Here is a 23590-nt window from a genome sequence, read left to right on the forward strand (position 1 = left end):
TAGGTGAAAAGCAGACAAGCGGGCTTCACGCTTATCGAAATCATGGTGGTGGTGGTGATCCTCGGGATCCTCGCCGCCCTGGTGGTGCCGCAGGTGATGAGCCGGCCGGATCAGGCCAAGGTCACCGCTGCGCAGAACGACATCCGTGCCATCGGCGCGGCGCTGGACATGTACAAGCTCGACAACCACAACTACCCCAGCACCCAGCAGGGTCTGGAGGCGCTGGTGAGCAAGCCGAGCGGCAACCCGCCGGCGAAGAACTGGAACAAGGACGGCTACCTCAAGCGCCTGCCGGTCGACCCATGGGGCAACCCCTATCAATACCTGGCGCCAGGCACCAAGGGCGCCTTCGACCTGTACTCCTTCGGTGCCGATGGCAAGCAGGGCGGCAGCGACCTGAATGCCGATATCGGCAACTGGGATCTCTGAGCCGAGCATGCCGCGCTTCGCCTCCAGGCACGCGCCCGGCCAGCGCGGTTTTACCCTGATTGAGCTGCTGGTGGTGCTGGTGATTCTCGGCAGCCTGATCGGCCTGGCGGTGTTCAGCACTGGCCTCGCCGGGCCGGCGCGCGAGTTGCGCAGCGAAGCCGAGCGGCTCAGTGGGCTGATTGGTGTGCTGCTCGACGAAGCCGTGCTGGACAACCGCGAGTACGGCCTGAGCTTCACCCGCGAGGGTTATCGCGTGCTGCGCTATGACCCGCTGCGCGGCGAGTGGCAAACCGTGGACCGCCAGGCGCATCGCCTGCCGCAGTGGGCCGAGCTGACTCTGGAGGTCGAGGGGCAGGCTGAAAACGAAGTGGCCGCATTGCCGAGCGAGGGCGGCGAGAGCGCCCCGCAATTGCTGATTCTCTCCAGTGGCGAACTGACCCCGTTTCGCCTGCGCCTGAGCGAACGGCGCCGCGATGGCCTGCGTTTGCAACTGAGCAGCGACGGCTTTGCCCTGCCGCGAGTCGAGCAACTGGATGCGGGGCGCGCCGGATGAACAGAGGCTCTGCTGCAGCTCGGTCCGCGCGCGGCTTCACCCTGCTCGAAGTACTGGTGGCGCTGGCCATCTTCGCCCTGGTCGCCGCCAGCGTGCTGACCGCCAGCGCGCGCAGCGTGCGCACCGCCAGCCAGCTGGAGGACAAGACCCTGGCCATGTGGGTGGCCGACAATCGCCTGAGCGAATTGCAACTGGCCGAAACGCCACCGGCCGATGGTCGCGACCAGGGCCAGGTGGAGTTCGCCGGGCGGCGCTGGTCATGGCAGAGCGAGATCGAAGCCACCAGTGAGCCGGCCATGCGCCGGGTCAATCTGTGGGTCGCCGCCGATGAGCGCGGCGCCCGTGGCGATTTGCGCGAGCGCGCCGTGGTCAGCCTCAGTGGCTTTCTCGGGGCGGCGCAGTGATGCGGGCACAACGCGGCTTCACTCTGCTGGAACTGCTGATCGCCATCGCCATCTTCGCCCTGCTGGGGCTGGCCACTTATCGCATGCTCGACAGCGTGCTCAGCGCCGATGCCGTGACCCGTGAGCATGAACGCCAGCTGCGTGAACTGACGCGTGCGCTGTCGGCGTTCGAGCGTGACCTGCGCCAGGTCACGCTGCGGCCGATTCGCGATGGCTTCGGTGACCCGCAACCGGCCTTGCACAGCGATCTGGCCGACGCCACGGCCCTGGAGCTGACCCGCGCCGGCTGGCGCAACCCGCTGGGGCAACGGCGCGCCGAGGTGCAGCGGGTGCGCTGGCAATTGAGTGGCGAGCAATGGCAGCGCCGCTACTGGCGCGTGCTCGACCGTGCCCAGGACAGCGCGCCGCAGGTGCAGCAGGCACTCGATGGCGTCGAGTCGCTGAGCCTGCGTTACCTGGACAAGGACGGCCAATGGCTGGTGGATTGGCCGCCGACCAGCAGCACCGGCGATGCCGCGCTCAGCGAGTTGCCACGTGCAGTGGAGCTGCGCCTGCAGCATCGCCGTTATGGCGAGTTGCGCCGCCTGTTGCGCCTGCCCGATCTGCCCGTGCAGGAGCAGGTCGTCGCGGCGCCGGGCGAGAGCGCCGAGGGGCAGCAGGAATGAGACGCCAGCAAGGTGTGGCATTGATCACCGTGCTGCTGGTGGTCGCCGTGGTCACGGTAGTCTGCGCCGGGCTGATCGCCCGTCAGCAGCTGTCGATCCGCAGCAGCGCCAATCAGCTGCACGTGACCCAGGCCTGGCATTACGCCCTGGGCGGCGAGACCCTGGCCAAGGCGATTCTGCAACGCGACCTGCGTGAGGGGGATCCGCAGCAGCCGGTCGATCATCTGCTCGAACCCTGGGCCAGGCCGCTGCCACCGTTCCCGCTGGATGAAGGCGGCGAGCTGCGCGTGCAGATCGTCGACCCCAGCGGGCGCTTCAACCTCAACAGCCTAGTCAGCCAGGGCCGCCCCAACCAGCAGGCCGTGCTGCGTTTTCGCCGCCTGCTGCTGCGCCTGGGCATCGACAAACCCTATGCCGAACGCCTGCTCGACTGGCTCGACCAGGACAGCGAACCGCAGGGCGGCAATGGCGCCGAGGATGGCCTGTACCTGCTGGCCACGCCGGCCTACCGCACCGCCAACCGCGAGATCAGCGATGTCTCCGAGCTGCGCCTGCTGCTGGAGATGGACGAGGCCGACTATCGCCGCCTCGCGCCCTTCGTCAGCGCGTTGCCCGGCACCGCGCTGCTCAACGTCAATACGGCCAGTGCCATGGTTCTTTCCAGCCTGTCCGACGGCCTCAGCCCGGACGCCGCCATGGGCTTGATCGCGGCGCGTGGCGCCGAGGGTTATTCCAGTTCGGCGGCTTTCGCCGCCCAGCCTGCGCTGGCCGGGCAGGGCCAGCAGGTGATGCAGGGATTGGCGGTGGGCAGTCAGTATTTCGAGGTGTTCAGCGAGGTCAGCCTCGGCGAGCGCCGGGTGGTGTTGCGCAGCCTGTTGCAGCGCAGCAATGATGGTCAGGTGCGTGTCCTCACGCGTGATTTGGGGCAGGGCGGCATGCCGCCTTAGTCCATCAGAGCCTGTTCAAAGCCTGCTGCGCGTCGGCCCTGCTGCGTTCAAAACAGGCTCGGACTGCTCATTTACAGCTCGTAAACTCCGCGTCCTCGCCTGTTTTTGCCTTGCATGGCTCTAGCTCGCGAGGCTTTGAATAGGCTCTGGGAAGAACAGCAATAATGAAGCCGATATGGATTTTCCTGCCGCCCGAGGCCTGCCAGGCACTGTCGCCGGAGCTGCTGGTGCAGTGGGTTGGCCCTGGCGAGAGCCGCACGCTGAGCCTGGCCGAGGCGTTGCTCGCGCTGCCGGTGCAGTGGCAACTGGTGCTGCCGGTGGAGGCGGTGACCGCTTGTGCCGTGCAGTTGCCGACGCAGAAGGCGCGCTGGATTCGTCAGGCACTGCCGTTCGCGGTCGAGGAAATGCTCGCCGAGGATGTCGAGCTGATGCACCTGGCCCTGGGCGAGGCGCTGGCTGATGGGCGTCACCGCGTCTATGCCGTGCGCGCCGACTGGCTGCGCGAATGCCTGGCGCTGTTCGCCACGCAGCCACCGCAGGCGATCCGCATGGACGCCGACATGCTGCCGGCGCACGGCAGTCAGATGCTCTGGCTGCATTCGCGCTGGCTGTTGGGTGGCGCAGCGCCCTGGCGACTGGCCGTGCAGGCGGCGGACTGGCCATTGTTGGCGCCAAGCTGCGCGCAGCCGCGGGTGGCGCGGGCCACTGCCGAGCAGCTCGCACTTGAGCCGGTCGATGAGCAGCACCTAGTTGAGAATGCTCACCAATGGCTGGTCGAGCAGGGTGCGGGCGCGGACCTGGCGCAAGGCGCGTTCGCCCTGCAGCAGAGCGGTGCTGGCTGGCGGCGCTGGCGTCCGCTGGGCGCAGTGCTGGTGCTGTGTCTGTTGCTGCAGTGGGGGTTCAACCTGGCGCAGGGCTGGTACCTGCAGCGCGAAGCCGATGCCTATGCGGCCTCCAGTGAGGCGCTTTACCGCGAGCTGTTCCCGCAGGACAGCAAGCTGATCAACCTGCGCGCGCAGCTGGATCAACACCTGGCGCAGTCCAGCGCTGCTGACAGCGCGCTGCTCGGCCTGCTCGCGGAGGTGGCGAGCGCACTGAGTGTCGACGGTGCGGCGCAGGTGCAGGTCAATCAGCTCGACTACAGCGCGCTGCGTGGCGATCTGTCCCTGCAACTGCAGGCGGCAGGTTTCGCCGAACTGGAAGGGCTGCGTGAGCGTCTTGAACAGGCCGGTCTGGCGGTGCAGATGGGCTCGGCCAGCCGCGAGGCGCAGGGCGTCAGCGCGCGCATGGTGATTGGAGGATGAGCGGCATGTCGATGAGCGAGAAAGTGCAGCAGCAGTGGCTGCGCTCACCGCTGGCGCAGCGTTGGCAGGCGCTGCCGGCGCGTGACCGCATGGCGCTGTTGGTGCTGGGCCTGTTTCTGCTGCTGGTGCTGTTCTACGTGACGTTGTGGCAGTCGGCGCAGCGCCAGGCGCAGGCCGCGCGCCAGGCCTTCGAGGAGCAGCGCGAGCTGTATGCCTATTTGCACAGCCGTGCGCCGTTGTTGCGCGGACGCGACCTGCAGCCACGCGCGAGCCTCGACCCGGCGCGTTTGCAAGGGCTGGTCACGGCCACTGCGGCCGAGCAGGGGCTGGTCATCGAGCGTCTGGACAGCGAAGGCTATGGCGCCGTGCAGGTCAATCTGCAGCCGGTGGCGTTCGCCCAGCTGCTGCGCTGGATCGAGGCGCTGGAGGGGCAGGGCGTACGGGTGGAGGAGGCCGGGCTGGATCGCGCCGAGGAGAATCGTGTGCTGGCGCGGCTCAGCCTGCGCGTAGATGGGTAGGGTGAGCCCCCGTTCGCTGGCGAGCGCTGCCATGTCGGTACGCATGGCGCAGCGGTAACATCGCGCACCCTATTGGGCGGTTAGGGAACGCCGCTGCTCCGATATAGTGCCGTTTTCAACAGCGAATGAGCTGCATGAGAGAGCCGGGTGCCCATGAAATGGGCCTTATATGATTCATGGCTTGAGTTTTGCTTTATTAATTCGTTTGTCTTTTCTGCTTGATCATGCCTTTTTCTGGCTGTCAATATCCTCCCCAGGCGCTTCCTCTGCTTCTGTAATTAGTTGTCGCATTAAGGAAATATCGCCTCATTGGCTGCCGCTAGAATGCCGCTCACCCAGCCAAGGCCCCTTGTCGCTCATCCTACCCGGATGGCGCTGCATCGCCTTTTACAAACCAAACAAGGCCCGGGCCCCTCACTGCCATCGATGCCATACCCAATTCGAAGGAGCAAAGAATGAAGAAGATCGCACTGCTCGGCGCCCTGGCGCTGTCCCTGATGTCGCCCCTGGCCATGGCTGAAAAGCCGCTGCGCATCGGCATCGAAGCTGCTTATCCCCCCTTCGCATTCAAGACTCCCGATGGCCAGATCTCCGGCTTCGACTACGACATCGGCGTCGCCCTGTGCGAAGAGATGAAGGTCGAGTGCAAGTGGATCGAACAGGAGTTCGACGGCCTGATCCCGGCGCTGAAAGTACGCAAGTTCGACGCGGTGCTGTCGTCCATGTCGATCACCGAAGATCGTAAAAAATCCGTGGACTTTACCGGCAAGTACTACGCCACTCCGGCCAAGTTGGCGATGAAGGCCGGCACCGAGCTGAAAGACCCGCTGGCTGATCTGAAAGGCAAGAAGGTCGGTGTGCAGCGTTCCTCCGTGTACGACCGCTATGCGACCGACATCTTCGCCCCGGCGGGTGTGGAAGTCGTGCGCTACAGCTCGCAGAACGAAATCTTCCTCGACATGCAGTCCGGTCGCCTGGATGCCACCCTGGCTGACTCGGTGAATATCGATGACGGCTTCCTCAAGACCGATGCCGGCAAGGGCTTTGCGTTCGCTGGGCCGGACTTCACCGACGTGAAGTACTTCGGTGAAGGCCAGGGCATCGCCGTGCGCAAGGGAGACAAGGCCCTGGCTGACAAGATCAGTGCTGCCATCCTGGCCATCCGCGCCAACGGCAAGTACAAGGAAGTGCAGGACAAGTACTTCGACTTCGACGTTTACGGCGAGTAAGCGAGCGCAGAGAGAAAAAGTGGCACTAACCTTTGCGGAGGTTGTGCCACTTTTTGCTTTTCCGACGGAGCGGTGTTGCCGGCTATCAAGCTGCGGTCTGCCGCCCGAGTGACATGAATTTCCTTTGTGCTATACGGCGCCATCAGGGTGCCCGCGAGGTATTGGCGCATGCTCCAAGGCTACGGCTCGACCATTCTTGATGGCGCCTGGCTCACACTGCTTCTGGCGCTGACGTCGATGGCAGTGGCGATCTTTCTCGGTCTGCTCGGTGCGGCTTTTCGCCTGTCGCCGATTCGCTGGTTGGCGATGCTGGGCGATACCTACGCCACAGTGATTCGCGGTATTCCCGATCTGGTGCTGATTCTGCTGATCTTCTACGGCGGCCAGGACATGGTGAACCGTATCGCGCCGATGCTTGGTTATGACGATTACATCGACATCAATCCTTTCGTTGCCGGTGTCTTCACCATGGGGTTCATTTTCGGCGCTTACCTGTCGGAAACCTTCCGTGGCGCCTTCATGGCCATTCCCAAGGGGCAGGCCGAGGCGGGCGCGGCCTATGGCATGAGCGGGGTGCAGGTGTTCTTTCGCATCCTCGTGCCGCAGATGATCCGCTTCGCCATTCCCGGCTTTACCAACAACTGGCTGGTGCTGACCAAGGCCACTGCGTTGATCTCCGTGGTCGGTCTGCAGGACATGATGTTCAAAGCCAAGAGCGCCGCCGATGCCACGCGTGAGCCTTTCACCTTCTATCTCGCGGTGGCGGGGCTTTATCTGGTGCTGACCAGCGTTTCCCTGCTGGCCCTGCGCTTCCTCGAGAAGCGTTATTCGGTGGGCACCAAGGTGGCTGACCTATGATTTTCGACTACCAGATGATCTTGGATAACCTGCCGCTGTACTGGAGCGGCGTGCTGGTGACCCTAAAGCTGCTGCTGATTTCCCTGGCGTTTGGTTTGAGCCTGGCGGTTCCGCTGGCACTGATGCGGGTATCGAAGTCGCAGTGGATCAACTTCCCAGCCTGGCTCTATACCTACGTGATTCGCGGCACGCCGATGCTGGTGCAGCTGTTTCTGATCTACTACGGCCTGGCCCAGTTCGAGTTCATCCGTGACAGCTTTCTCTGGCCGTATTTCTCCAGCGCCACCTTCTGCGCCTGCCTGGCCTTCGCCATCAATACCAGTGCCTACACTGCGGAAATCCTTGCTGGCAGCCTCAAGGCCACGCCGCCCGGCGAGATCGAGGCGGCCAAGGCCATGGGCATGTCGCGCAGCAAACTGTATCGGCGCATTCTGCTGCCTTCGGCATTGCGCCGTGCGCTGCCGCAGTACAGCAATGAAGTGATCATGATGCTGCATACCACCTCGCTGGCGTCGATCGTCACGCTGATCGACATCACCGGCGCCGCGCGTACGGTCAGTTCGCAGTACTACATGCCGTTCGAAGCCTTCATCACTGCCGGCCTGTTCTACTTGGCGCTGACCTTCATTCTGGTGCGCCTGTTCAAGCTGGCCGAGCGCCGCTGGCTGGCCTATATGGCACCGCGCAAGGGCTGAGGCCATGACGATTCAAGAGAACCCGAACATGTACAAACTCGAAGTTCAGGACCTGCACAAGCGTTACGGCAGCCATGAGGTGATCAAGGGCGTGTCGATGGCGGCCAAGGCGGGCGATGTGATCAGCATCATCGGCTCCAGCGGCTCGGGCAAGAGCACCTTCCTGCGCTGTCTGAACCTGCTGGAGCAGCCGCATGCCGGCAGGATTCTGCTCAACAACGAGGAGCTGAAGCTGGTGCCGGCCAAGGACGGTTCGCTGCGTGCGGCCGATGCCAAGCAGCTGCAGCGCATGCGTTCGCGTCTGGCCATGGTGTTCCAACACTTCAACCTGTGGTCGCACATGAGCGCCCTGGAGAACGTGATGGAGGCACCGGTGCACGTACTTGGCGTGAGCAAGGCCGAGGCCCGTGACAAGGCCGAGCACTACCTGGCCAAGGTCGGTGTGGCGCACCGCAAGGATGCTTACCCCGCGCATATGAGTGGCGGCGAGCAGCAGCGCGTGGCCATTGCCCGTGCCTTGGCCATGGAGCCGGAGGTGATGCTGTTCGACGAGCCGACCTCGGCGCTCGATCCGGAACTGGTTGGCGAAGTGCTCAAGGTGATGCAGGACCTGGCGACCGAAGGGCGTACCATGGTGGTAGTGACTCACGAGATGGGCTTTGCCCGCGAGGTGTCGAACCAGCTGGTGTTCCTGCACAAGGGGCTGGTGGAAGAGCGTGGTTGCCCGAAGGACGTGCTGGCCAATCCGCAATCCGAGCGCCTCAAGCAGTTCCTTTCCGGCAGTCTCAAATAAGAAGAAGCTAGACTGCGCACTGACTGGTGCGTGGAACCACTGAATAGACACTAATGACTCCCCATCGAATCGGCTTTCTATACTGGCCCGGCACCAAGGCCCTGACCCTGTCCCTGGCTGAAGAAGCCCTGCGTGTTGCCCAGCGGGTGCATCCGGAAGTGCTGTATGAACTGGTCTTCCTCCAGGCCGAGCCGCTGGTGGCCGGTGACTGGCGCCTGCCGGGGGAGCCCTGGGCCGGACATCTGGAGGGGTTGGACAAGCTGTTTCTGCTCGCTGATGCACCGCCGGCGCAGGTATCTGCCGGTCTGGCTGCGGCGCTCAAGCAGCAAGTGCGTGCTGGTTGCGTGATTGGTGGTCTGTCCGCCGGGGTCTATCCGCTGGCGCAGCTGGGTTTACTCGACGGTTACCGCGCGGCAGTGCACTGGCGCTGGCAGGATGACTTTGCCGAGCGCTTCCCCAAGGTCATCGCCACCAGCCATCTGTTCGACTGGGATCGTGACCGTTTAACCGCGTGCGGCGGCCTGGCGGTACTCGACCTGTTGCTGGCTGTACTGGCGCGTGATCACGGTGCCGAGCTGGCGGGCGCAGTGAGCGAGGAACTGGTGGTCGAACGCATTCGCGAAGGTGGCGAGCGCCAGCGCATTCCGCTGCAGAACCGCCTCGGCTCCAGTCATCCGAAGCTGACTCAGGCGGTGCTGCTGATGGAAGCCAATATCGAGGAGCCGCTGACCACCGACGAAATCGCCCAGCACGTGTGCGTGTCGCGCCGTCAGCTCGAGCGCATCTTCAAGCAGTACCTCAACCGCGTACCCAGCCAGTATTACCTGGAGCTGCGCCTGAACAAGGCGCGCCAGCTGCTGATGCAGACCAGCAAATCGATCATCCAGATCGGTCTGTCCTGCGGCTTCTCTTCCGGACCGCACTTCTCCAGCGCCTACCGCAACTTCTTCGGCGCCACGCCGCGTGACGACCGTAATCAACGGCGCAGCAACAGCCCCTTCGAGCTGACTTCCACACCGGTCGAGCGCGGCTGATTGGCGCTTTAGCAGCTGAAGTCATTCCTGGGGTATGCGCAGACGGTAGCCCGGATGAAATCCGGGGATCTGGCGCCGGCCCGGATTCCATCCGGGCTTCGCATTAGGGGCGTTTCGATACCAGTCGGTCAGTCGGCGGAGTTTTTTTCCTGCGGCGTGCTCCAGGCGTGTGATCTGCGATTACACTGCGCCTTTCCGACGCTTTCTGTCGCTTGGGCGACAACCCGCGGAAAACCTGGGGTAGCGCTGTAAGAAGTTGTCGCATGGCGACAATGCCGACCCCGATTCAGTCCCTACAATCCTTGCATTCCCTGTCGTTTCGGGCGCTTTGCTGCCCGCCAATGACTGGATTTCTCATCAGGAGAGCTTTGATGTCCGTTCAGCACGATGCGGTGCAACGCGCCGATTTCGACCAGTTCATGGTTCCCAACTACGCCCCTGCTGCCTTCGTTCCGGTTCGCGGCCTGGGTTCGCGAGTATGGGATCAGAGCGGTCGAGAGCTGATCGACTTCGCCGGTGGTATCGCCGTCAACGTGCTCGGCCACTGCCACCCGGCGCTGGTTGCCGCGCTGACCGAGCAGGCCAACACCCTTTGGCACATCTCCAACGTATTCACCAACGAGCCGACCTTGCGCCTGGGCAAAAAACTGGTCGAGGCGACCTTCGCCGAGCGCGTGTTCTTCTGCAACTCCGGCGCCGAGGCCAACGAGGCGGCATTCAAGCTGGCCCGGCGCGTCGCGCATGACCGCTTCGGTGCGGAAAAGTACGAGATCATCGCTGCCACCAACAGCTTCCACGGCCGCACCCTGTTCACCGTCAGCGTAGGCGGGCAGCCGAAGTACTCCGATGGTTTCGGGCCGAAGATCCAGGGCATCACGCATGTTCCGTACAACGATCTGGAAGCGCTGAAAACGGCCATTTCCGACAAGACCTGCGCCGTGGTGCTGGAACCGATCCAGGGCGAGGGCGGCGTACTGCCGGCGGACCAGGCCTACCTGGAAGGCGCCCGTGCGCTGTGCGATGCGCACAACGCCCTGCTGGTGTTCGATGAAGTGCAGAGCGGCATGGGCCGTACCGGCGAGCTGTTCGCCTACATGAATTACGGTGTGGTGCCGGACATCCTCTCCAGCGCCAAGAGCCTGGGTGGCGGTTTCCCCATCGCGGCGATGCTCACCACCACCGAGCTGGCCAAGCACTTCTCGCCCGGCACTCATGGCACCACCTATGGCGGCAACCCGCTGGCCTGTGCGGTGGGTGAGGCGGTACTGGACATCGTCAACACCCGTCAGACCCTGGATGGCGTCAAGGCCAAGAGCGAGCAGTTCAAGAGCCGTCTTGAGGCGTTGGGCAAGCAGTTCGGCCTGTTCGAGCAGGTGCGTGGCATGGGCCTGTTGCTCGGTTGTGTGCTCAACGCGCAGTGGCAGGGCAAGGCCAAGCAGGTGCTCGATGCTGCCACCGCCGAGGGGCTGATGATTCTGCAGGCCGGTCCCGACGTGGTGCGTTTCGCACCGAGCCTGGTGGTCGATGACGCCGATATCGAAGAAGGCCTGGCGCGTTTCGAGCGCGCGCTGAGCAAGTTGACGGCAGCCTGAGTCCTTGCTGACTGTCTGTGGGAGGGGCTTCAGCCGCGACAATTGCCGCATCGCTGCTAAAGCGCCTCCCACGCTGGCTATGAATCTTGCAGCTTCCGTATTTAGAAGGAGTGACCCATGCTGGTGATGCGCCCTGCGCAGATGGCGGACCTGGCGGATGTACAGCGACTGGCTGCTGACAGCCCGGTGGGGGTCACTTCATTGCCGGACGATGCGGGTCGTCTGGGCGACAAGATCGCGGTGTCGGAGGCGTCTTTCGCTGCCGAGGTCAGTTTCAACGGCGAGGAACGCTACTTCTTCGTGCTGGAAGACACCAAGAGCGGGCGTCTGGTCGGCTGCTCCGGCATTGTCGCCTCGGCTGGTTATTCCGAGCCGTTCTACAGCTTTCGTAACGAAACCTTCGTGCACAACTCGCGCGAGCTGAAGATCCACAACAAGATCCACGTGCTGTCGCTGTGTCACGACCTGACCGGCAACAGCCTGCTCACCAGCTTCTATGTCGAGCGCCCGCTGGTCGGCAGCGTTTTCGCCGAACTCAACTCGCGCGCCCGCCTGCTGTTCATGGCCACTCACCCCGAGCGCTTCGCCGATGCGGTAGTGGTGGAGATCGTCGGGCTCAGTGACGAGAAGGGTGATTCGCCGTTCTGGGAAGCGCTGGGGCGCAACTTCTTCGACATGAGCTACGCCGAGGCCGAACGCCTGTGTGGGCTGAAGAGCCGTACCTTCCTCGCCGAACTGATGCCGCATTACCCCATCTACGTGCCGCTGCTCTCGGATGAGGCGCAGGAAGCCATGGGGCAAGTGCATCCGCGCGCGCAGATCACCTTCGACATTCTCATGCGCGAAGGCTTCGAAACCGATCACTACATCGACATCTTCGACGGTGGCCCGACCCTTCACGCGCGCACCTCGGGCATTCGCAGCATCGCCCAGAGTCGCCTGGTGCCGGTGACGATCGGCGAGGCCGAGAGCGGTGGCCGGCAGTACCTGGTGAGCAACGGCCAGTTGCAGGATTTCCGCGCCATCGTCGTGGACCTCGACTGGGTGCCGGGCAAGCCCGTGGTGCTGAGCAGCGAGGCGGCCGAGGTGCTGAGTGTCGGTGAGGGCGCCAGCGTCAGGCTGGTCGCGGTTTGAATCGAAGTGGCAAGCCAGCTTGTCTTCTAACTTTTAGCTTGCTGCTTGAAGCGAATAGCTGATCCGGAGGATCCAATGATCGTTCGTCCCGTGCGCAGTGCCGACTTGCCGGCGCTGATCGACCTGGCGCGCAGCACCGGCGCAGGTCTGACCACGCTGCCAGCCAATGAGGCGCGTCTGGCCCATCGGGTTGGCTGGGCGGAGAAGACCTTCCGTGGTGAGGCCGAGCGTGCCGATGCCGACTACCTGTTCGTGCTCGAAGACGATGCCGGCAAGGTGGTGGGCATTTCTGCCGTAGCGGGGGCGGTGGGTCTGCGTGAGCCCTGGTACAACTACCGCGTCGGCCTGACCGTCAGCGCCTCGCAGGAGCTGAACATCCACCGTCAGGTCCCGACCCTGTTCATGGCCAACGACCTGACCGGCAATTCCGAGTTGTGCTCGCTGTTCCTGCATGCCGATCACCGCAGTGGTTTCAACGGGCGGTTGCTGTCGAAGGCGCGCTTTCTGTTCATCGCCGAGTTTCGTGAACTGTTCGGTGACAAGGTGATCGCCGAAATGCGCGGCATGTCCGACGAGCGTGGGCGTTCGCCATTCTGGGAAAGTCTGGGGCGGCATTTCTTCAAGATGGAGTTCTGCCAGGCGGACTACCTTACCGGTGTGGGCAACAAGGCCTTCATCGCCGAGCTGATGCCCAAGTTCCCGCTCTATACCTGTTTCCTCTCCGAGGATGCACGCTCCGTGATCGGTCGCGTGCACCCGGACACCGAGCCGGCGCTGGCCATGCTCAAGGCCGAGGGTTTCAGCTATCAGGGCTATGTCGACATCTTCGACGCCGGGCCGGCCATCGAAGCCGAAACCGGGAAGATTCGCGCCATACGCGACAGCCAGAACCTGGTGTTGGCCATCGGCACGCCAGGTGACGACGCCGAGCCTTTCCTGGTGCACAACCGCAAGCGCCAGGACTGCCGTATCACCGCCGCACCGGCGCGGCTGGCGGCCGGCACCCTGGTGGTCGCCCCGCAGACGGCCAAACGCCTGCGCCTGTCAGCTGGCGATCAGGTGCGCGCGGTGCCGCTGGCTGCGCACGGCTGAGTTCTTGTTTTGCGTGATGCCCTGCTGGCAGGGCATCGCTGAATGCTGGGAGTGGTAGAACAATATGAACACTCATTACATCGCAGGTCAGTGGCAGCCAGGTCAGGGCGAGCCGCTGCAGTCGCTCGACCCGGTCAGCCAGGCCGTCGTATGGCAGGGGCAGGGCGCCTCGGCCGCGCAGGTCGATGCCGCTATCCATGCCGCACGTGGTGCATTTTCGCTGTGGGCCGCGCACTCGCTGGACGGGCGTATCGCCGTGCTGGAGCGTTTCGCTGCCTGCCTGAAATCGCGTGCCGACGAAGTGGCGCGCGCGATTGGTGAAGAGACCGGCAAGCCGCTGTGGGAAGCCGCCACCGAAGTGAACAGCATGGTCGGCAAGGTCGCCATTTCCATCCAGAGCTACCGCGAACGCACGGGCGAGAAGAGCGGGCCGCTGGCCGATGCCACGGCTGTGCTGAGGCACAAGCCGCATGGTGTAGTGGCGGTGTTCGGTCCCTACAATTTCCCGGGCCACTTACCCAACGGTCATATCGTGCCGGCGCTGCTGGCCGGTAACTGCGTGCTGTTCAAACCCAGCGAGCTGACGCCCAAGGTGGCCGAGCTGACCGTGCAATGCTGGATTGAGGCCGGGCTACCCGAGGGTGTGCTCAACCTGCTGCAGGGTGGGCGTGAAACCGGCGTTGCCCTGGCCGCACATCCCGGTATCGATGGCCTGTTCTTCACGGGTTCCAGCCGCACCGGCAATCTGCTGCACGCCCAGTTCGCCGGGCGTCCAGACAAGATCCTGGCCCTGGAAATGGGTGGCAACAACCCGTTGATCGTCGATCAGGTGGCCGATGTCGATGCGGCCGTCTATGCCATCGTCCAATCCGCATTCATCAGTGCCGGGCAGCGCTGCACCTGTGCGCGGCGTCTGCTGGTGCCGCAGGGAGAGTGGGGCGACGCCCTGCTGGCACGTCTGGTACAGGTTGCCAGGCAGATCAGGGTTGGTCGTTACGACGAGCAGCCGGCTCCGTTCATGGGCTCGGTGATCTCCCTGCATGCCGCCGCGCAGTTGCTGCAGGCGCAGCACAATCTGTTGGCGGGCGGTGCCACGGCGCTGCTGGAAATGACCCAGCCGCAGCCCGGCGCTGCCTTGCTGACCCCAGGCATCCTCGATGTCAGCGCAGTGCGTGAACGGCCCGACGAGGAGTTTTTCGGCCCGTTGTTGCAGGTGATCCGCTACGACAGCTTCGAGGCGGCGATCACTGAAGCCAATGCCACGGCTTTCGGCCTGGCTGCCGGCCTGCTCTCCGACTCGCGGGCGCGCTACGAGCAATTCTGGCTGCATAGCCGCGCCGGCATCGTCAACTGGAACAAGCAGCTCACCGGTGCTGCCAGCAGTGCGCCGTTCGGGGGCATCGGTGCCTCCGGCAACCATCGCGCCAGCGCCTACTACGCAGCGGATTACTGCGCTTACCCGGTGGCCTCGCTGGAAAGCGACAGCCTGGCCCTGCCTGCGACCCTGACCCCGGGAGTGACCCTGTGATGTCCGCCTATGAGATGAACTTTGACGGTTTGGTCGGGCCAACGCACAACTACGGTGGTTTGTCCTACGGCAACGTCGCTTCGCAGAGCAACAGCCAGGTGATGTCGAGCCCCAGAGAGGCTGCCAAGCAGGGGCTGGCCAAAATGAAGGCGCTGATGGACATGGGCTTCAAGCAGGGCGTGCTGGCCCCGCAGGAGCGTCCGGATGTCGGTGCCTTGCGTCGTCTGGGCTTTACCGGCAGCGATGTCGAGGTCATTGCCCGTGCGGCGCGCGAGGCCATGCCGCTGCTGGTCGCCAGTTGCTCGGCATCGAGCATGTGGACGGCCAACTCCTGCACCGTCAGCCCCAGCGCCGACACGGCCGACGGCCGCGTGCATTTCACCGCGGCCAACCTCAACTGCAAGTTCCATCGCAGTATCGAACACCCGACCACCAGTCGCGTGCTGCAGGCGATGTTCGCCAACCAGGCGCACTTCGCCCATCACCCGGCGTTGCCGGCGGTGGCGCAGTTCGGTGACGAGGGCGCGGCCAATCACACGCGCTTTTGCAAAGGCTACGGCGATGCCGGTGTGGAGTTCTTCGTCTACGGTCGCAGCGCCTTCGACACCCGCTACCCGGCGCCTGCGCGTTACCCGGCGCGGCAGACCCTTGAAGCCAGTCAGGCGGTTGCGCGACTGCATGGCCTGAGCGACGCGGGCGTGGTCTACGCCCAGCAGAACCCGGCGGTGATCGATCAGGGCGTGTTTCACAACGACGTGATCGCTGTTGGCAATGGCGAGGTGCTGTTCTATCACCAGGATGCCTTCCTTGATACCGACAAGGTGCTGGCCGAGCTGAGTGACAAGCTGGCGCGCCGGGGCGGCCACTTCCAGGCCGTTTGCGTGCCGGGCTCTGCGGTGAGCGTGCAGGATGCGGTGCGCTCTTATCTGTTCAACAGCCAACTGCTGACCCGTGCCGATGGCAGCATGCTGCTGGTGGTACCGGAGGAGTGCCGCAACAACGCCAGCGTGTGGCGCTACCTCGAACAACTCACTGCCAGTGGCGGTCCGATTCGAGAGGTGCGTGTGTTCGACCTCAAGCAGAGCATGCAGAACGGCGGTGGCCCGGCCTGCCTACGCTTGCGCGTGGCGCTCAACGAGCAGGAGCTGGCGGCGGTCAATCCGGGTGTGGTGATGAGTCATGCATTGCACGACACGCTGGTGGCTTGGGTCGACAAGCACTATCGCGATCGTCTCGGCGAGGCCGATCTGGCTGACCCGCAATTGCTGAGCGAAAGTCGTACGGCATTGGATGAACTGACGCAGATCCTTAAACTGGGCTCGGTCTATCCTTTTCAATTGAACTGATCTTAATTCCGGAGATTTTATGAGCGACGCCCTGCAACTGATTCTCGAAGATAACGACGGTACCCAGCTGGAGACGTCCTGCACTCGTTTTGCCGTGATCTGGCAAGGCAAGGAGGTCTGGGTACAGGCCGTTGGCGATCAGTTGCTGATCGGTGTCGATGTGGCGGAAGGGGACAGCGAATACGCCAACCTGTTGCTGCGTCCGCAGGCCACCAATCTGGTCAGCCTGCAGCTGGAGATGGAGCCGGTGGAGCAGGACGATGATCACGTCCACGGTCCTGACTGCAACCACTGATCGTTGAGCCTTGCCGGGGCGCGCTGCCTGCACCGGCAAACATGCTGTTTAGCAAGGAGTTGTCATGCTGGTCCTCGGCAAGCTGCTTGAACTGACCCTGGCCGGCCATGAGCCGTCGGCGAAGATTCAACTGACGCCCGATGGCACGCGACTGCGCTGGCTGGATGAAGGCGCGCTGGAAGTGACCCCACCGGCTGCGCGTGACAACGGTCTGGACCTGCTGTTATCGGCCGGCATTCACGGCAACGAGACCGCCCCGATCGAAATGCTCGATCGTTTGTTGCGCGGCATTGCGCGCAACGAGCTGCGTCCGGCAGCACGTATCCTGTTCCTGTTCGGCAACCCTGAGGCCATGCGCCGTGGTGAGCGTTTCGTCGAGCAGGACATCAACCGCCTGTTCAGTGGTCGCCACGAGCAATCCAGTGGCTTCGAGGCCATCCGCGCTTGTGACCTCGAGCACCTGGCCGCCACCTTCTTCGGCAAGGACACTGGCCGCACGCGCCTGCATTATGACCTGCACACCGCGATTCGCGACTCGAAGATCGAACAGTTCGCCCTGTATCCCTGGCAGGAGGGGCGTGCTCATTCGCGGCGCGAACTGGAGCGTCTGCGAGCTGCCGGGATCGAGGCGGTGCTGCTGCAGAACAAGTCGTCGATCACCTTCAGCGCCTATACCTATGCCCAGCTCGGCGCCGAGGCGTTCACCCTGGAGCTGGGCAAGGCGCGTGCATTCGGGCAAAACGAGCTGGCCAACCTCGATCTGCTGGAAAATGCCCTGCAGGCGCTCATCGAAGGGCGTGAGGTCATCACCGGCGAGCCGACGCTGGATGGCTTGCAGTTGTTCGCCGTATCGCGCGAGATCATCAAGCACAGCGACAGCTTCCTGCTGCACCTGCCTGCGGATATCGAGAACTTCACCGAGCTGGAGCCTGGCTATCTGCTCGCCGAGGATATCGCCGACACCCGCTGGCTGGTGGAGGAGCGGGGTGCGCGCATCATATTCCCCAACCCCAAGGTCAAGAACGGCTTGCGCGCCGCTATCCTGATCGTCCCGGACGACGGCGCCGGTCTGGCGTAGCCCGGATTTCATCCAGGCTGCATCTCGCAGGAGCGGCTTCAGCCGCGATACGCCACCAGACACTTGTCAGCAATGACAGGTGGTTTGCCCGCCTAGCCCGCCGTTCTGCCGGATTTTGTGTCAACTGTATCTTGTGGCCCCCTCCGCGACCTCCTTAGCATGGCGCTTTCGCCAATAATCGGGAAAGCCTGTCATGCCCCTGATCGACCTGCGTAGCGACACCGTCACCCAACCCACTGCGGCCATGCGCGAGGCCATGATGGCTGCCGAGCTGGGCGACGACGTGTATGGCGAAGATCCCACGGTCAACCGTCTGGAGAGCTGGCTGGCCAACGAGCTGGGTTTTGAGGCCGCGCTGTTCGTACCCACCGGCACCATGAGCAATCTGCTGGGTCTGATGGCGCACTGCGAGCGCGGTGACGAGTACATCGTTGGCCAGCAGGCGCACACCTACAAGTATGAGGGCGGCGGAGCGGCCGTGCTTGGTTCCATCCAGCCACAGCCGATCGAGGGTGAAGCCGATGGCTCGCTGGATCTGGCTAGGGTCGAGGCGGCGATCAAGCAGGATGACTTCCATTTCGCTCGCACCCGTCTGCTGGCGCTGGAAAACACCATGCAGGGCAAGGTGCTGCCGCTTGACTATCTGGCAGCGGCCCGTGAGTTCACCCGTCGGCATGGACTGAGCCTGCATCTGGACGGCGCCCGCCTGTACAACGCCGCGGTCAAGCTGGGTGTGCCTGCACGTGAGATCACCCGGCACTTCGACTCGGTGTCGGTGTGCCTGTCCAAGGGCCTCGGTGCGCCGGTCGGCTCGGTGCTCTGTGGCAGTTCGGCTCTGATCGCCAAGGCGCGGCGTCTGCGCAAGATGGTCGGCGGCGGCATGCGCCAGGCCGGAGTGCTGGCGGCAGCGGGGCTTTACGCGCTCCAGCATCAGGTCGAGCGTCTGTCGGAGGATCATGCCAAGGCAGCACGCCTGGGCGCAGCGCTGAGTGAACTGGGCTACAGCGTCGAGCCGGTGCAGACCAATATGGTTTATGTGCAGCTCGGCGAGCGAGCCAGCAAGGTCAAGGCCTTCATGGCCGAGCGCCGTATTGTCGTCAGTGCGGCACCACGTTTGCGTCTGGTCACGCACCTGGATGTCGGTTCCGAAGGTGTCGAGCGAGTGATTGAGGCGTTCGCCGCGTTTCGCGCCCATTGACAGGATGCCGACAGCTCATAGCTGTCGGCTATCAACAAGGCACTAGCCGCGGGCGATAGGGCCGATATAATGCGTCCCTTTGCAGACTGCAGTGACAACTGCAGCGCTCGGTCATGCTGTGTTAGATACCGGCACAGAATGCCTGTTTACCACCGGTAAACTGCGCTTTCTCAGCCAGCTGACCTTCGCTCGCGACGTTCTCAGTTTGTCTGTTTCGCCGGCTTTGCCGTGGCCGCCTGATTCCGTGGATGACCCCTATGAAAAGCGCAGAAATCCGTGAAGCCTTCCTGAGCTTCTTCGAAGAAAAGGGACACACCCGTGTCGCTTCCAGCTCGCTGATTCCGGCGAACGACCCGACCCTGCTGTTCACCAACGCCGGCATGAACCAGTTCAAGGACTGCTTCCTCGGCCTGGAAAAGCGCGCCTACACCCGCGCCACCACCAGCCAGAAGTGCGTGCGCGCCGGCGGCAAGCACAACGACTTGGAAAACGTCGGTTACACCGCGCGTCACCACACCTTCTTCGAAATGCTGGGTAACTTCAGCTTCGGCGACTACTTCAAGCGTGATGCCATTCACTACGCCTGGGAGTTTCTCACTGGCGACAAATGGCTGAAGCTGCCCAAGGAAAAACTCTGGGTCACCGTCTACGCCACCGACGACGAGGCCTATGACATCTGGACCAAGGAAGTCGGCGTCCCCACCGAGCGGATGATCCGCATCGGCGACAACAAGGGCGCGCCGTACGCTTCCGACAACTTCTGGGCGATGGGCGATACCGGCCCGTGCGGCCCGTGCACCGAGATCTTCTTCGACCACGGCGAGCACATCTGGGGCGGCCCGCCTGGCTCGCCGGAAGAAGATGGTGACCGCTACATCGAGATCTGGAACAACGTCTTCATGCAGTTCAACCGTACTGCGGACGGCGTGCTGCACCCGCTGCCGGCGCCGAGCGTGGACACCGGCATGGGCCTGGAGCGCATCAGTGCAGTGCTGCAGCACGTCAACTCGAACTACGAGATCGACCTGTTCCAGAACCTGCTGGCGGCCTCGGCCAAGGCCATCGGCTGCGCCAACGCAGGTGAGGCATCGCTGAAAGTGGTGGCGGACCACATCCGCTCCTGCAGCTTCCTGATTGCCGACGGCGTGACGCCGTCCAACGAAGGTCGCGGCTACGTGCTGCGCCGCATCATTCGCCGCGCTTGCCGTCACGGCAACAAGCTGGGTGCCAAGGGCAGCTTCTTCTACCAGATCGTCGCCGCCCTGGTGGCCGAGATGGGCGAAGCCTTCCCTGAACTCAAGCAACAGCAGGCGCACATCGAGCGCGTGCTGAAGACCGAAGAAGAGCAGTTCGCCAAGACCCTGGAGCAGGGCCTGAAGATCCTCGAGCAGGACCTGATCGAGCTGAAAGGCAACGTCATTCCCGGCGACGTGGTGTTCAAGCTGTACGACACCTACGGCTTCCCGGTCGACCTGACCGCCGATATCGCCCGTGAGCGCGAGCTGTCGGTGGACGAAGAAGGCTTCGAGCGCGAGATGGAAGCGCAGCGCGAGCGCGCCCGTTCTGCCAGCGCCTTCGGCATGGATTACAACGCCGTGGTCAAGGTTGACGCCGACACCCACTTCCTCGGTTACGAAGGCACCAGCGGCAGCGGCCAGATCATCGCCCTGTTCAAGGCGGGCGCTGCCGTCGACAGCCTCGCCGAAGGCGAGGAGGGCGTGGTGGTGCTGGATCAGACTCCGTTCTACGCCGAATCCGGCGGCCAGGTTGGTGACTGCGGCTTCCTCGAAGGTGCCGGTGTGCGCTTCGACGTGCGTGACACCACCAAGGCTGGCGGCGCTTTCCTGCACCACGGTGTGGTGGTGCGTGGCGGCCTGAATGTCGGCACCAGCGTCAAGGCCGAGGTCGAGGCCGAGGTGCGTCAGGCTACTGCGCTGAACCACTCGGCAACGCACCTGCTGCACGAAGCCCTGCGCATCGTGCTCGGCGACCACGTGCAGCAGAAGGGCTCGCTGGTCAACAGCCAGCGCCTGCGTTTCGACTTCAGCCACTTCGAGGCGATCAAGCCGGAGCAGCTCAAGCAGATCGAAGACATCGTCAACCGTGTGGTGCGTGAGAACTCGGCGGTGGAAACCGAAATCACCGACATCGAGACCGCCAAGGCCAAGGGCGCCACTGCGTTGTTCGGCGAGAAGTATGGCGATCAGGTGCGCGTGCTGAGCATGGGTGGCGATTTCTCCGTCGAGCTGTGCGGTGGTACCCACGTAGCGCGCACCGGCGACATCGGCCTGTTCAAGATCGTCAGCGAGGGCGGTGTGGCCGCTGGCGTGCGCCGTATCGAAGCGGTCACGGGCTCTGCAGCCATGGCCTACCTCAATGGTGCCGAGGAACAGCTGAAAGAAGCCGCGAGCCTGGTCAAGGGCAACCGCGACAATGTGCTGGAAAAACTGTCGGCGCTGATCGAGCGCAACCGTCAGCTGGAAAAAGAGCTGGAGCAACTCAAGGCCAAGGCCGCCAGTGCTGCCGGTAACGACCTGGCTGCGGCTGCCGTTGCGGTCAAGGGTGCTCAGGTGCTCGCCGCGCGTGTCGACGGTCTGGACGGCAAGGGCCTGCTGGCGCTGGTCGACCAGCTGAAGAACAAGCTGGGCAGCGCGGTGATCCTGCTCGGCGGTGTGCTCGACGACAAGGTGGTGCTGGTTGCCGGTGTGACTCAGGATCTGACCGGCAAGCTCAAGGCCGGTGACCTGATGCGTCAGGCCGCTGCCGTGGTCGGTGGCAAGGGTGGTGGTCGCCCGGATATGGCCCAGGGTGGCGGCGTCGATGCGGGCAAGCTGGATGAAGCACTGGCCTTGGCCAGCACCTTCGCCGAGCAAGGTCTGTAAGTAGCATGAAAACAAGGCCTGCAGTGCGTCCGGCGGGCCTTGGCAGTGTGACCCGATGCGGGTTTAATGGGCGCCCTTCGAGGATTCAGGCGGCTTTTTGAAATGGCTTTGATCGTACAGAAGTTTGGTGGCACCTCCGTCGGCACTGTTGAACGTATTCAGCAGGTGGCCGAGAAGGTGAAGAAATTCCGCGAGAACGGGGACGACATCGTCGTCGTGGTTTCCGCCATGAGTGGTGAAACCAACCGCCTGATCGATCTGGCCAAACAGATCACCGATGGCGAGCCGGTTTCGCGCGAGCTGGATGTCATGGTATCCACCGGTGAGCAGGTGACCATTGCCCTGCTGGCCATGGCGCTGATCAAGCGCGGCGTGCCGGCGGTGTCCTACACCGGCAGCCAGGTGCGTATCCTCACCGATAGCGCTTATAACAAGGCGCGCATTCTGCAGATCGATGACCAGAAGATTCGCGCCGACCTCAAGTCTGGTCGTGTCGTCGTCGTCGCCGGTTTCCAGGGCGTCGACGAGCAGGGCAGCATCACCACACTCGGCCGTGGCGGCTCCGACACCACTGGTGTGGCCCTGGCTGCGGCGCTGAAGGCTGACGAGTGCCAGATCTACACTGACGTCGATGGTGTCTACACGACCGACCCGCGCGTGGTGCCCAAGGCTCAGCGCCTGGAGAAAATCACCTTCGAAGAGATGCTGGAAATGGCCAGCCTCGGTTCCAAGGTGCTGCAGATTCGTTCGGTGGAGTTCGCCGGTAAGTACAACGTCCCGCTGCGCGTCCTGCACAGCTTCCAGGAGGGGCCGGGCACCCTCATTACCCTTGATGAAGAGGAATCCATGGAACAGCCGATCATTTCCGGCATCGCCTTCAACCGCGACGAAGCCAAGCTGACCATCCGTGGCGTGCCGGATCTGCCGGGCGTGGCCTTCAAGATTCTTGGCCCGATCAGCGCTGCCAATATCGAAGTCGACATGATCGTGCAGAACGTGGCGCACGATAACACCACCGATTTCACCTTCACCGTGCATCGCAACGACTACAACAACGCGCTCAACGTGCTGCAGAAAACTGCAGACGAGCTGGGTGCACGTGAAGTGGTTGGCGACACCAACATTGCCAAGGTATCCATCGTCGGTGTCGGTATGCGCTCCCATGCGGGCGTCGCCAGCCGCATGTTCGAGGCCCTGGCCAAGGAAACCATCAACATTCAGATGATTTCCACTTCCGAGATCAAGGTCTCCGTGGTGATCGAGGAGAAGTACCTGGAGCTGGCGGTGCGTGCGCTGCACACGGCTTTCGAACTCGATGCGCCGGCCCGACAGGGCGAGTAACGCAGATGATCCGAAAGGCGCGGCTGGTTCCGCGCCTTTCGTTTTTTTGACTGCTATGCGGGAACTTTCTTTCTGCGCGGGCTGGTCAATACTTGGGTGGAGGTTTCCAGGCTCATCAAGCAGGAAGCTGGCACCATTTTCTTTTTTGCAGACTGTTGTCCTGAAAATGTAATCCGTGAGGAGAAAGGAATGCTGATTCTGACTCGCCGGGTCGGAGAGACCCTGATGGTAGGTGATGAAGTGACTGTCACCGTGTTGGGCGTGAAAGGTAACCAGGTGCGCATTGGCGTCAATGCGCCCAAAGAGGTTGCCGTGCACCGTGAGGAAATCTACCAGCGCATCCAGAAAGAGAAGGGTGACGAACCAAGCCACTAATTTTTCTACAAATTTTTGTTTGCAAACGGGGAAAACATGTTTATCATGCGCCCCGTGTTGCGGAGAGGTGGCCGAGTGGCCGAAGGCGCTCCCCTGCTAAGGGAGTACACCTCAAAAGGGTGTCGGGGGTTCGAATCCCCCCTTCTCCGCCATTATTCAGCGGGTCGGGCGCAAGTCGGGCTGGCGAATCAACCAGAGGTGATCTGGTATAAAAGCACCGACCGGACTCATAGCTCAGCTGGATAGAGTACTCGGCTACGAACCGAGCGGTCGGAGGTTCGAATCCTCCTGAGTCCGCCA

The 23590-nt window shown here is 63.2% G+C and carries 23 protein-coding genes and 2 tRNA genes; all 25 read left to right on the forward strand.

The window, feature by feature from the left end:
- Positions 1-3 precede the first annotated feature (3 nt).
- The 25 genes from gspG (at position 4) to ACJRW5_RS10135 (ending at position 23590) form a co-directional block, all read left to right on the forward strand.
- Positions 4-429, forward strand: a complete 426-nt coding sequence (gene gspG / locus ACJRW5_RS10015; RefSeq protein WP_484570371.1) for a type II secretion system major pseudopilin GspG — start codon at positions 4-6, stop codon at positions 427-429.
- A 7-nt stretch (positions 430-436) separates the two neighbouring features.
- The gene (gene gspH / locus ACJRW5_RS10020) at positions 437-982 is read left to right on the forward strand and encodes a type II secretion system minor pseudopilin GspH (RefSeq protein ID WP_484570372.1); all 546 of its coding nucleotides are present in this window, start codon (positions 437-439) and stop codon (positions 980-982) included.
- Entirely contained in the window at positions 979-1386 is a 408-nt protein-coding gene (gene gspI / locus ACJRW5_RS10025) for a type II secretion system minor pseudopilin GspI (RefSeq protein ID WP_484570373.1), read from the forward strand. The genes gspH and gspI overlap by 4 nt, the downstream gene beginning before the upstream one ends.
- Positions 1386-2051: a type II secretion system minor pseudopilin GspJ gene (gspJ, locus tag ACJRW5_RS10030; protein WP_484570374.1), complete on the forward strand. Its 666-nt coding sequence runs from the start codon at positions 1386-1388 to the stop codon at positions 2049-2051. Before gspI ends, gspJ begins: the two co-directional genes overlap by 1 nt.
- A complete protein-coding gene (gspK, locus tag ACJRW5_RS10035; RefSeq protein WP_484570375.1) occupies positions 2048-2998 on the forward strand; it encodes a type II secretion system minor pseudopilin GspK in 951 nt (316 codons plus the stop codon). The genes gspJ and gspK overlap by 4 nt, the downstream gene beginning before the upstream one ends.
- 164 nt (positions 2999-3162) lie before the next feature.
- Complete coding sequence (gene gspL, locus ACJRW5_RS10040) at positions 3163-4302, forward strand: type II secretion system protein GspL (protein ID WP_484570376.1); 1140 nt, start codon at positions 3163-3165, stop codon at positions 4300-4302.
- Positions 4299-4820: a type II secretion system protein M gene (locus ACJRW5_RS10045; protein ID WP_484570377.1), complete on the forward strand. Its 522-nt coding sequence runs from the start codon at positions 4299-4301 to the stop codon at positions 4818-4820. Before gspL ends, ACJRW5_RS10045 begins: the two co-directional genes overlap by 4 nt.
- A gap of 455 nt (positions 4821-5275) precedes the next feature.
- A complete protein-coding gene (locus tag ACJRW5_RS10050) occupies positions 5276-6049 on the forward strand; it encodes an ABC transporter substrate-binding protein (protein ID WP_484570378.1) in 774 nt (257 codons plus the stop codon).
- A 168-nt stretch (positions 6050-6217) separates the two neighbouring features.
- Entirely contained in the window at positions 6218-6907 is a 690-nt protein-coding gene (locus ACJRW5_RS10055; RefSeq protein ID WP_484570379.1) for an ABC transporter permease, read from the forward strand.
- A complete protein-coding gene (locus tag ACJRW5_RS10060) occupies positions 6904-7602 on the forward strand; it encodes an ABC transporter permease (protein WP_484570380.1) in 699 nt (232 codons plus the stop codon). The genes ACJRW5_RS10055 and ACJRW5_RS10060 overlap by 4 nt, the downstream gene beginning before the upstream one ends.
- A gap of 28 nt (positions 7603-7630) precedes the next feature.
- The gene (locus ACJRW5_RS10065; protein WP_484570583.1) at positions 7631-8395 is read left to right on the forward strand and encodes an ABC transporter ATP-binding protein; all 765 of its coding nucleotides are present in this window, start codon (positions 7631-7633) and stop codon (positions 8393-8395) included.
- A 53-nt stretch (positions 8396-8448) separates the two neighbouring features.
- Positions 8449-9429, forward strand: a complete 981-nt coding sequence (gene argR, locus ACJRW5_RS10070; RefSeq protein WP_484570381.1) for a transcriptional regulator ArgR — start codon at positions 8449-8451, stop codon at positions 9427-9429.
- A gap of 371 nt (positions 9430-9800) precedes the next feature.
- On the forward strand, positions 9801-11021 hold the full coding sequence (locus ACJRW5_RS10075; protein WP_484570382.1) for an aspartate aminotransferase family protein: 1221 nt from the start codon (positions 9801-9803) through the stop codon (positions 11019-11021).
- A gap of 117 nt (positions 11022-11138) precedes the next feature.
- Positions 11139-12155 carry an arginine/ornithine succinyltransferase subunit alpha gene (aruF, locus tag ACJRW5_RS10080; protein WP_484570383.1) on the forward strand — a complete coding sequence of 339 codons (1017 nt, stop codon included), beginning with the start codon at positions 11139-11141 and terminating at the stop codon, positions 12153-12155.
- A 75-nt stretch (positions 12156-12230) separates the two neighbouring features.
- A complete protein-coding gene (gene astA / locus ACJRW5_RS10085; protein WP_484570384.1) occupies positions 12231-13247 on the forward strand; it encodes an arginine N-succinyltransferase in 1017 nt (338 codons plus the stop codon).
- 64 nt (positions 13248-13311) lie between these two features.
- On the forward strand, positions 13312-14775 hold the full coding sequence (gene astD, locus ACJRW5_RS10090) for a succinylglutamate-semialdehyde dehydrogenase (protein ID WP_484570385.1): 1464 nt from the start codon (positions 13312-13314) through the stop codon (positions 14773-14775).
- Positions 14775-16121 (forward strand): N-succinylarginine dihydrolase, encoded by a 1347-nt coding sequence (astB, locus tag ACJRW5_RS10095; RefSeq protein ID WP_484570386.1) that lies wholly within the window; start codon positions 14775-14777, stop codon positions 16119-16121. Before astD ends, astB begins: the two co-directional genes overlap by 1 nt.
- A 19-nt stretch (positions 16122-16140) precedes the next feature.
- The gene (locus ACJRW5_RS10100) at positions 16141-16416 is read left to right on the forward strand and encodes a topoisomerase II (protein ID WP_484570387.1); all 276 of its coding nucleotides are present in this window, start codon (positions 16141-16143) and stop codon (positions 16414-16416) included.
- A gap of 64 nt (positions 16417-16480) precedes the next feature.
- Positions 16481-17494 (forward strand): succinylglutamate desuccinylase, encoded by a 1014-nt coding sequence (astE, locus tag ACJRW5_RS10105; protein ID WP_484570388.1) that lies wholly within the window; start codon positions 16481-16483, stop codon positions 17492-17494.
- Between the two features lie 193 nt (positions 17495-17687).
- The gene (gene ltaE / locus ACJRW5_RS10110) at positions 17688-18692 is read left to right on the forward strand and encodes a low-specificity L-threonine aldolase (RefSeq protein ID WP_484570389.1); all 1005 of its coding nucleotides are present in this window, start codon (positions 17688-17690) and stop codon (positions 18690-18692) included.
- A gap of 257 nt (positions 18693-18949) precedes the next feature.
- On the forward strand, positions 18950-21574 hold the full coding sequence (alaS, locus tag ACJRW5_RS10115; protein ID WP_484570390.1) for an alanine--tRNA ligase: 2625 nt from the start codon (positions 18950-18952) through the stop codon (positions 21572-21574).
- A 102-nt stretch (positions 21575-21676) separates the two neighbouring features.
- A complete protein-coding gene (locus ACJRW5_RS10120; RefSeq protein WP_484570391.1) occupies positions 21677-22915 on the forward strand; it encodes an aspartate kinase in 1239 nt (412 codons plus the stop codon).
- A gap of 189 nt (positions 22916-23104) precedes the next feature.
- The gene (gene csrA, locus ACJRW5_RS10125; protein ID WP_069517029.1) at positions 23105-23290 is read left to right on the forward strand and encodes a carbon storage regulator CsrA; all 186 of its coding nucleotides are present in this window, start codon (positions 23105-23107) and stop codon (positions 23288-23290) included.
- Between the two features lie 61 nt (positions 23291-23351).
- Positions 23352-23442, forward strand: a tRNA-Ser gene (locus ACJRW5_RS10130).
- 71 nt (positions 23443-23513) lie between these two features.
- Positions 23514-23590 (forward strand) — tRNA-Arg (locus ACJRW5_RS10135).

Origin of the sequence: Pseudomonas pichavaramensis, assembly GCF_050473265.1 — a bacterium.
Taxonomy (GTDB): Bacteria; Pseudomonadota; Gammaproteobacteria; order Pseudomonadales; family Pseudomonadaceae; genus Aquipseudomonas.